Source organism: Flavobacterium gawalongense (assembly GCF_007097265.1).
In the GTDB taxonomy this organism is placed as follows: domain Bacteria; phylum Bacteroidota; class Bacteroidia; order Flavobacteriales; family Flavobacteriaceae; genus Flavobacterium; species Flavobacterium gawalongense.
In genome coordinates this window covers 1-8,906 of sequence record NZ_VJZP01000058.1, presented here as the reverse complement: position 1 = coordinate 8,906, position 8,906 = coordinate 1, and the positions used below count along the sequence as shown (strand labels likewise).

Here is an 8,906-nt window from a genome sequence, read left to right as displayed (position 1 = left end):
TCAGATGATCAGGAATCCTATTTAAAGGCTTTAGAAAGCGGAGCCGATATCTTTTTGACAAAACCTTTCAATTTAAAGGTTTTGGCGCAATCTATTAAAGGATTGCTCTTTAACAGAGAAAAACTTCGATTTTATTATACCAATAATATTTTAAATATTGAGGATGGTGATTTTGGTGTTTCTGAACAGGATTTTCTTAGAAAGTTGAATGATCTTATTGAAAAAAACTTGGATAATTCAGCTTATACTGTTGAAGATCTTGCGCGAAGTTTAACTATTTCTCGAGTGCAATTGTATCGAAAAGTTAAAGCTATATTAGGGATCAGTGTCAGTGATCATATTAATAATATACGATTAGATAAATCAAAAGAGCTGTTAAAAAAGTCGAGCCAGAACATTTCAGAAATTGCTTATGCAGTTGGTTTCTCATCACCAAATTATTTTTCCACTTCTTTCAAAAATAAATTTGGAGTCTCCCCGAAAGAATATAAAAGTAAAATATAGATATTTTTTGCTATTGATCTACTTTCTTTTTAACAATGTTAACGTAGTATAATTATATCTATATATCCACTGATCTCTAAAAATTAATATTAAGGATATGAAAAACAATTCAGATACCTCCGTAAATTTTATAACAATTCTACTCGTTTATAAATTAGAATTGAAGAAAAGAATTACATTTCAATTCAAATAGTAGCTCAATACTAATAAATAATTATAAGAAAAGCGTAAATTTGAGTAGACTTTACATGAGGTCTGTTTTTTGGCTGTTTTTTTTCTTAAAAAAGTTGGCTTAAGAAAAGTGTTTTTGTGAAAAAATTGTTTTTGAAATAAATTTTGACTGTATTAATGTTGTAGTTTTTTCTTTAATTCTTTAATATTGTTAATAATTAGTTGTTTATGTTATTATTGTAATTAACGAAACACAAATATCCACTCAATGTCAATGCACCCTTGAATTAAAAATGGTTGTGGGGAAAACTACGTTTGCTGTCCTTTATTGAATATACTTAAAGCCGATTAGTGTAACCATTAAGAAATCTTAATTGCCAAAGCGTAAAAAACAATCATGAGAAACTTATTGCAATATTGCTTGTTTTTTTTCGACCAAGCAGCGCTATGGGCAGCAACTATAATAGTATTATTTTACTTTATCAAGATTTTTAAGAATCTATATTGGTAAGGTATTTGCAAAGTGGGAAAAAACTAAATATGGGAATATATTGGTTGTATGAGGAAAGGTTCATCGTCTTCCATGATTTTTTAATAACAATTACATTGGCTGTGCAAACGATTATATGGATGCTAATGAACCCATTTATGAAACGGAACAAAAAGCTATGGTTGCCCGTGATTCCTTTATCAGTGCAAAAAGGAAAATAGAACACGCTTGAATTGGTAGATTATGTTTGGAAAAAATAAGATTGAAATTATTTTATCTATAAAAAAACGAATCATTAATTTAAAAACAAACTACAATGAACAGATTATTCGTATTTGTAGCCCTTTCCTTTTTTGCTTTTACTACAAAAGCACAAAGTTACCCCGAAATGATAATAGTCGAAGGCGGCACTTTTGATATGGGCGATGAACAAGGTATTGGAGAAGCTGATGAACAGCCCGTTCATCCCGTGACCCTAAAAACATTCAGCATTGCTAAGACAGAAACCACAGTCCTACAATGGAAAACCTACTGCGATGCTACTGGTCGAAAAATGCCAGATCCTCCATCTTGGGGTTGGATAGACAGCCACCCAATAGTAAACGTAAGCTGGGATGATGCCGTTGCCTATTGCGACTGGATGAGCGATAAAACTGGCAAAATATGTCGCTTGCCTACAGAGGCAGAATGGGAATATGCCGCTCGTGGCGGAAAGAAAAGCAAAGGCTTTAAATTTAGTGGTGGACAAAGTATAGATTTGACTGGCTGGTACAAAGAAAATAGCGGTGATAAAACTAATTCAGTAGCTCAGAAACGTGCTAACGAACTGGTTTTGTATGATATGAGCGGTAATGTGTGGGAGTGGTGTGAGGATTGGTACGGTGATTATTCCGCCGGAGCACAAACAAATCCAAAAGGCGCAAAATCAGGGGGTTTCCGTGTGCTACGCGGTGGTAGTTGGTTCCTTGCTTCTACATACTGCCGTGTGGCGAGCCGCAGTCTCATGATGCCTAGCTTCCGGTATTACTACTACGGTTTTCGGATGGTTTTTATCGAGTAAACAGTGAAGTCTCTATCCGAGACGATAAACGAAAAAATAGAAACTAGCATAACAAAAGAGACGCAGGTAGTTACAGATGGTTATTTATCCAATAAAAAGATAACCTCAACAATAAATCATACCGCACATAAAGTAGAAAAACCAATGTAAACATTTTTAGTCACTAAAGGGAATTTCAATTTTATTATTGAAAATTTAATAATTAGCCAATTAAGTTTTAACTAAACAATCTAAATTATGAAACGAAAAATTATCCTTTATTTAATTTTAATGGGTTCCTTCTTTTCACTTACGGCCCAAAATATAAGAATAAAAGGAGTCGTAACCTCTTCCGAAGACGGAATGGCACTTCCTGGAGCATCAGTGATGATTTCTGGAATAAATATTGGAGCCACGACGGATTTTGACGGTCATTATATACTTAACAATGTAGATGAAAACGCTGTCTTGATATTTAGCTTTGCAGGTTTTGCAATTCAAACAATTCAAGTGAATGGACAAGAATCAATAGATGTAGTTTTGAAACCAGAATCAATACAATCAATACAATTAAGTGAACTTGTTTTAACGGGTTATACAAAAGAACGAAAAGTAGATGTAACAGGGGCTATTACTGTAGTAGATTTAAAGCCATTGTTAGGGCAAAGTCTAAGTTCTGGAAACATTATGCAAGCTTTACAAGGAAGAGTGGCAGGGCTATTCGTTGAAAAATCCGGAGATCCCAGTGGATCGAATAGCAGGATTTTAATCAGAGGGGTAAGTACGCTGGGAAATACAGACCCTTTGTATGTGATTGATGGTGTCCCTACAGTAAGACCGGAAGTATTTGCCAGTTTAAATCCAAGTGCTATAGAATCTGTTCAAGTATTGAAAGATGCCTCTGCGTCTTCTATTTATGGTTCTAGGGCAGCAAACGGTGTTGTCATTGTAACAACAAAAAATGCTGCTAAAGGTGGAGCAATGAGCGTTTCTTACAGTACTAGCATTTCATCACTTTCTGAGAAAAAGCAACGGTATAAAATGCTTAATGCACTGGACAGAGGTAAGGTTTTGTGGCAGGCATCAGTTAATGATCATGCGGATCCAGCCGGAGGATATGGTGAAATATATGATTTTGATTGGAATCATGATCGTAATAATCCAGTATTAAACAGCGTAACCGTTAAGCCTTATGTTGGTGGTGATACGAATGTGCCTGTCGGAGATACAAATTGGCAGGATACAATGTATAAAACAGGGTTTGTTATTAACAATGATTTAGCGGTATCCGGTGGATCAGACGATGCAAATGCAATGCTGAATTTAGGGTACTTAGATAATTCAGGAATGTTGAAGTATACGGATTATGAAAGGTATTCTGCCAGACTTAATGCCAATTTTAAGTTGTTCAATGATAAAGTTAGATTTGGTGTAAATTCTCAATTTACCCAGTCAAACGAAAGAAACGCCGCTAATGATGTAGGAAATGTACCAACACCAAGTTTAGCTATTTCATTAGCGCCAACTATTCCTGTATATACTGCTTCGGGTGATTATGCGGGACCGTTAGGGTCTGGTTATTCCGATAGGAATAACCCTTTATTGATGCAATATCTAAACAGATGGGATAACAACAAAAGAATTTCTTTGTTTGGAAATGTTTTTACAGAAATTGATATTTTGAAAAATCTTACTTTCAGAAATAGTATTGGAATGGATTTTAATGATTTCAATAGAAAAGACATTGAACCAAAGGTGAGCAATGGTTTTGTTAATAGAAGTACAAACAGTTTGACTTTTGATACCAACAAATATTCAAGTTTAACAATTTCAAACACGTTAAGTTATAACTTGAAAATTTCAAATCATAAAATTGGAGTAATAATAGGAACAGAAGCAATTAAAATAGATTTGGAGACTTTGTATGCTCGAGCTGAGGGATTTGCGGTAGAAACAGAATCGTATTTTACACTTTCTGCAGCTACAGGAGCCAGAACAAATAATGGTTTATCTACAGGAAGCAGGTTGCTTTCTCAGTTTGGAAAAATTAACTATGCATTTTTAGACAGGTATTTGGCTACGTTTACTATCCGAAGAGATGGTTCATCAAGATTTGGAGAAGACAACAGATATGGGATTTTTCCAGCTGCTACTGTAGGTTGGAAGATTAATAATGAAGATTTTTTCAAAAATATAACAAAGGTTTCAAGTCTTAAACTACGTGTAGGTTATGGAGAAGTGGGGAATCAATCCATTGGTGACAATGCTCGTTTTGGACTATATGAAGCTCGATACGGACCTAATCAAGCGGTATTTGTTCCGGATTTCTTTAATGTCTTTTATAATGTAGGGACTGCCTATGATTTAAATGGTGCTAATACTGGGAATTTACCTTCTGGGATTGTATCGATACAAGCAGCTAATTCAGGACTAAAATGGGAAACTACCAAAGAGGTTAATGTAGGTCTTGATTTTGGTTTTTTCGGAGATAAATTATCCGGTTCATTTGATTACTTTTCAAGAAATACAATTGGAATTTTGATTAAACCACCTATTGCAGCAGTTATTGGGGAAGGGCAACAGCGTTTCTTGAATGGGGCTTCTACTCAAAATAGAGGTTGGGAATTTACATTGGGATATTCAAATACGTTAAAAAATGGATTAGATTTTAATGTTTCCACAAATTTTGGTGCAACAAAAAATAAAATAACGGATCTACCGGAAGAAGTTAGGGCAGCATATCCAGGGACAGCTGCAAACTCCATAATTGATCATTCACAATTTGAAATTTTTGGTTTTAAAACCGATGGTTTATTTCAAAGTCAGGCAGACATTGATTCCCATGCGACCCAAATAGCTCCTAGACTTGGGGGTATTAAATATGTTGATATCAATGGTGATGGTGTTATAAATTCGGATGACAGGACTTTCATTGGTACAACACTTCCAAAATTAGAATATGGCATTAATATTAGTTTAGCGTATAAGAATTTTGACTTCTCCGTTTTTGGTTCCGGAGTAGCAGGAAGAATTGGAGTTGATCCTTATATTTTTTGGAATAATTTTGTCCAAGGCAGGGAAAATGCAGGCCCAGGAACATTAAATGCTTGGTCAATAACTAATACAAGTTCAACTATACCTTCTCTTTCTTTGGTAAATAATGATACGCAAACATCAGATTATCTTTTTAGAAATAATTCTTATTTTAAAATTAGAAGTATGCAAATTGGATATTCTCTTTCTGATAGTTTAGTTGATAAATTGGGATTCATAACTAAATGTAGAATCTATGCACAAGGAGAAAATCTGTTTTGGTTTACTCCAAAGGGCTATATAGGTTCCGATCCAGAGCGAACAGATGTTAACAGAATACCAGTGCCTACTACTTTGTCATTAGGAGTAAATTTAAATTTTTAAATAATAATTCTCATGAAAAAATATAATAAAATAGTTGTCAGCTTCTTGTCAATTCTATTTTTGGCATCCTGTAGCTCAAATTTTTTAGATTACGAACCTACCGGAGTATTGTCTCCTGAGAATGTAGCAACAGCTGAAAATGCGGATGCCCTAGTTAACGCGGCTTATGCAGCCATTGGTAATGACGAAATGGTGGGGCCAATAACGCACCAATGGGTTTATGGAAGTGTACGGTCAGATGATGCCTACAAAGGCGGAGGGGGTCGAGGAGACGTTGATGTTGTGGATCGTTACGAACAATATAATCTGACTATTGCAGATTATGGAGATTTGATGTTACCTAGAACTTGGACTAATCATTATAAAGCGATTTCAAGAGCCAACTTTGCTTTATCGGTTATCAATAATTTACCAGATGCAGATTATCCACTAAAAAAAGTGAGACAAGCGGAGTTACGTTTTTTAAGAGCACATTCTCATTTTATGTTGAAATTGTTGTTCAAGAAAGTTCCTTATATCACCGAAGATCTTTCTCAAGAACAAATTTTAAAAACATCTAATGATTTGTCAAATGAGGATTTATGGAATAAAATTGCAGCTGATTTTCTTTTTGCATACGATAATTTAGAACAATCACAAGAGCAAGTTGGTAGAGCTGATAAAAATGCTGCGGCTGCTTATTTAGCAAAATTAAGATTGTATCAGGCTTATGAACAAAATGATACACATCAAGTTGTAAATATTAACCAAGCCAGATTACAGGAAGTTATTGATTATGCGGATAAAGTAACCGGAAGTTTAGAACCGGACTTTGGTTATAACTTTTTAGACGGTCATGATAACGGACCAGAATCTATTTGGGCAGTACAATTTTCTATCAATGACGGTACCAATACCGGTAGAGTAAGTTTTGTTACCGGATTGAATTCTCCTCATGGTACACCACTTTACGGATGTTGTGGTTTTCACATGGCCAGCCAGAATATGGTAAATGCTTTTAAAACAGATGCAACAAGTGGTTTGCCGTTGTTGGATACTTTTAATAATGATAATGATAATGATCCTGATACGGATGAGGATATTTTTAATACTATCAGCAATGGGGATGCACCTTTAGCTGCTGGAGTTACAATTGACCCTAGAATTGATCATACGGTAGGTATTCCAGGAAGACCATTCAAATATAAAAATACACTGAAAACTGCTGGTGATATGGTTTACAAGTCCAGTTGGGCCAGAGACCCTGGAGTTTATGGGTACTTTGGTAATATGAAAGAGCAACAATCTCCGGACTGTTCTTGTTATGTGAAAAACGGACCATTTATAGGTACTTCAAAGAATGTTGATTTCATTAGATATGCAGATGTATTATTATTTAAAGCGGAAGCTTTAATACAAAAAGGCGATTTAGAATCAGCAAGAATTATAATCAATAAGATTAGAGACAGAGCTAAAAAAAGTACTGCAATGCCGTTAGCAGCGGGAGCTTCAAATGATTATAAAATTGAGGAATACCCTATTGATTCTCCCACTTTTTCTACAAAAGACTCTGCTATGAAGGCACTTATGTTTGAGAGACGATTGGAGTTTGCTATGGAAGGCCCTCGATTCTTTGATCTTGTACGATGGGGAATAGCAGAAAAAGTTTTGAACGAATATTTAGGTGTAGAAGAAACAAAAAGAGATTTTCTTTCAGGGGCTGAGTTCACAGCGGGTAGAGATGAATATTATCCGATACCTCAAAGAGAAATTGATTTTACTGGAGGTTTATACAAACAAAATCCCGGGTATTAAAAATAAGGTTAATAATAATGCTTGTTAGTGTTTTAAATTAGATTAGGAGGCTGTCTGAAAAGATAGCCTCCTAATCTAATTTATTAGGGATGTCAGCTACTCCAAATCAATAATAGTTTCTATAGGGCCTTCGGCTTTAAAAACAAAACTCCCCAGACAGTACATCCGCTCCGGCTTCAACTAGTTGTTTTTGTGTTTTTATTGGCTGCACACCATCAAATTTCTATTATTGTAATTGCCCCTTTTCTAATAATTAGTTTTTTTAATCTCTGAATAGGTGTTTTTCTATAAAAAATTGTTTTCAAAAACCTGGATTTAAAAACCTGATATGGATAAACAAATTGTAAAATAATGTATATATTTGTTTAATACTTTAAAATATCATTTGACATTTAATATAAAAATGATATATGATTTCTGCAAAAAAACTAATTGTCAATGCAATTAGAAGATATTCATAAGTCTGAAAACCTTTAGGACTTTATAAAAATATTCTTTTATTATATTCTTAAGATTGTTTTTACGGATATGAATTCAGAAAAATCAACTACAAGAATAGTTATTAATTACTCTAAATATTTTATTTTAATAAACCATAAATCGTATGTCAAGAAGAGTTTGTTTTATACTGCTGGCAGGTTTCTTATGTATACTGAATTCCTGCAAATCATCTGATGAAGATAAAAAAGAAGTTTCCATTGGATTTTCACAAAGTATAGATCATGATATTTGGAGAAAATCGATGGATCATGCGATGGAGGTTGAAGCGTCACTTCATCCAGAGGTTAACCTGAGAATTTATAATGCGAATCGTCAACCAAAAAAACAGATTCGTGATATTGAAAAAATGATTGAAGATAAAACAGATGTCATAATAGTTTCTCCTTTTGAATCAGACTCTATCATTCCGGTAATAGAAAAAGCAAATGCAAAAGGTATTCCTGTAATCATAGTGGATAGAAAAATAAATTCTTCAAATTATACGGCTTATTTAGGAGCAGATAATGTTGAGGTAGGACGAATTGCCGGGAAACACATTGTTTCATTATCTAAAGGACATGCCAATGTGATTGAAATTAAAGGGGCTTACTATACATCGCCTGGTTTAGAAAGAAGTTTAGGATTTAGACAAATCGTTAATCAATATCCGGGAATTAAAGTAATTACTTTAGAAGCGCAAAATGATGAGTTGCCTAAGAATGGGTTTGTGAAAGCGCTGGAAAGTTATTCTGATATTAATTATGTCTATGCATATAATGATATAATTGCATACCAGTCATGGTCAGTAGCTAAGGAAAAAAAGCTGGAAAAAAAAGTAAAATTTATAGGAGTCGATGGAATTAATGGTCCAAACGGAGGCATTCAATTTGTTAAGGATGGAGTTTTAGAAGCCACTGTTTTATATCCAACAGGTGGTAGCGAAGCTATCAAGCTTGCATTGAGAATAGCCAATAAAGAGATTGTTCCTAAAAATAACAAGTTGAATACCAT

Annotated in this window: 5 protein-coding genes; all 5 read left to right on the top strand. The window is 34.2% G+C overall.

Going from position 1 to position 8,906, the window contains the following annotated elements; all coding sequences use genetic code 11:
• Nucleotides 1–504 (top strand): helix-turn-helix domain-containing protein (locus FNW38_RS16955; RefSeq protein WP_143388953.1); only part of this gene is annotated, 504 nt, incomplete at its 5' end.
• Nucleotides 505–1,481: 977 nt separating this feature from the next.
• Nucleotides 1,482–2,225 carry a formylglycine-generating enzyme family protein gene (locus FNW38_RS16950; RefSeq protein WP_144066722.1) on the top strand — a complete coding sequence of 248 codons (744 nt, stop codon included), beginning with the start codon at nucleotides 1,482–1,484 and terminating at the stop codon, nucleotides 2,223–2,225.
• Between the two features lie 237 nt (nucleotides 2,226–2,462).
• Nucleotides 2,463–5,621, top strand: coding sequence for a SusC/RagA family TonB-linked outer membrane protein (locus FNW38_RS16945; protein ID WP_144066720.1), 3,159 nt, complete (start codon nucleotides 2,463–2,465; stop codon nucleotides 5,619–5,621).
• A 12-nt stretch (nucleotides 5,622–5,633) separates the two neighbouring features.
• Nucleotides 5,634–7,415: a RagB/SusD family nutrient uptake outer membrane protein gene (locus FNW38_RS16940; protein ID WP_143388956.1), complete on the top strand. Its 1,782-nt coding sequence runs from the start codon at nucleotides 5,634–5,636 to the stop codon at nucleotides 7,413–7,415.
• 604 nt (nucleotides 7,416–8,019) lie between these two features.
• A partial coding sequence (locus FNW38_RS16935) for a substrate-binding domain-containing protein (RefSeq protein WP_144066718.1) occupies nucleotides 8,020–8,906 on the top strand: 887 nt, incomplete at its 3' end.

Bases quoted from the DNA above. Each gene is read 5' to 3' on its own strand.
- FNW38_RS16940 (WP_143388956.1), top strand. From the start codon at position 5,634: ATGAAAAAATATAATAAAATAGTTGTCAGCTTCTTGTCAATTCTATTT.
- FNW38_RS16950 (WP_144066722.1), top strand. From the start codon at position 1,482: ATGAACAGATTATTCGTATTTGTAGCCCTTTCCTTTTTTGCTTTTACT.
- FNW38_RS16945 (WP_144066720.1), top strand. From the start codon at position 2,463: ATGAAACGAAAAATTATCCTTTATTTAATTTTAATGGGTTCCTTCTTT.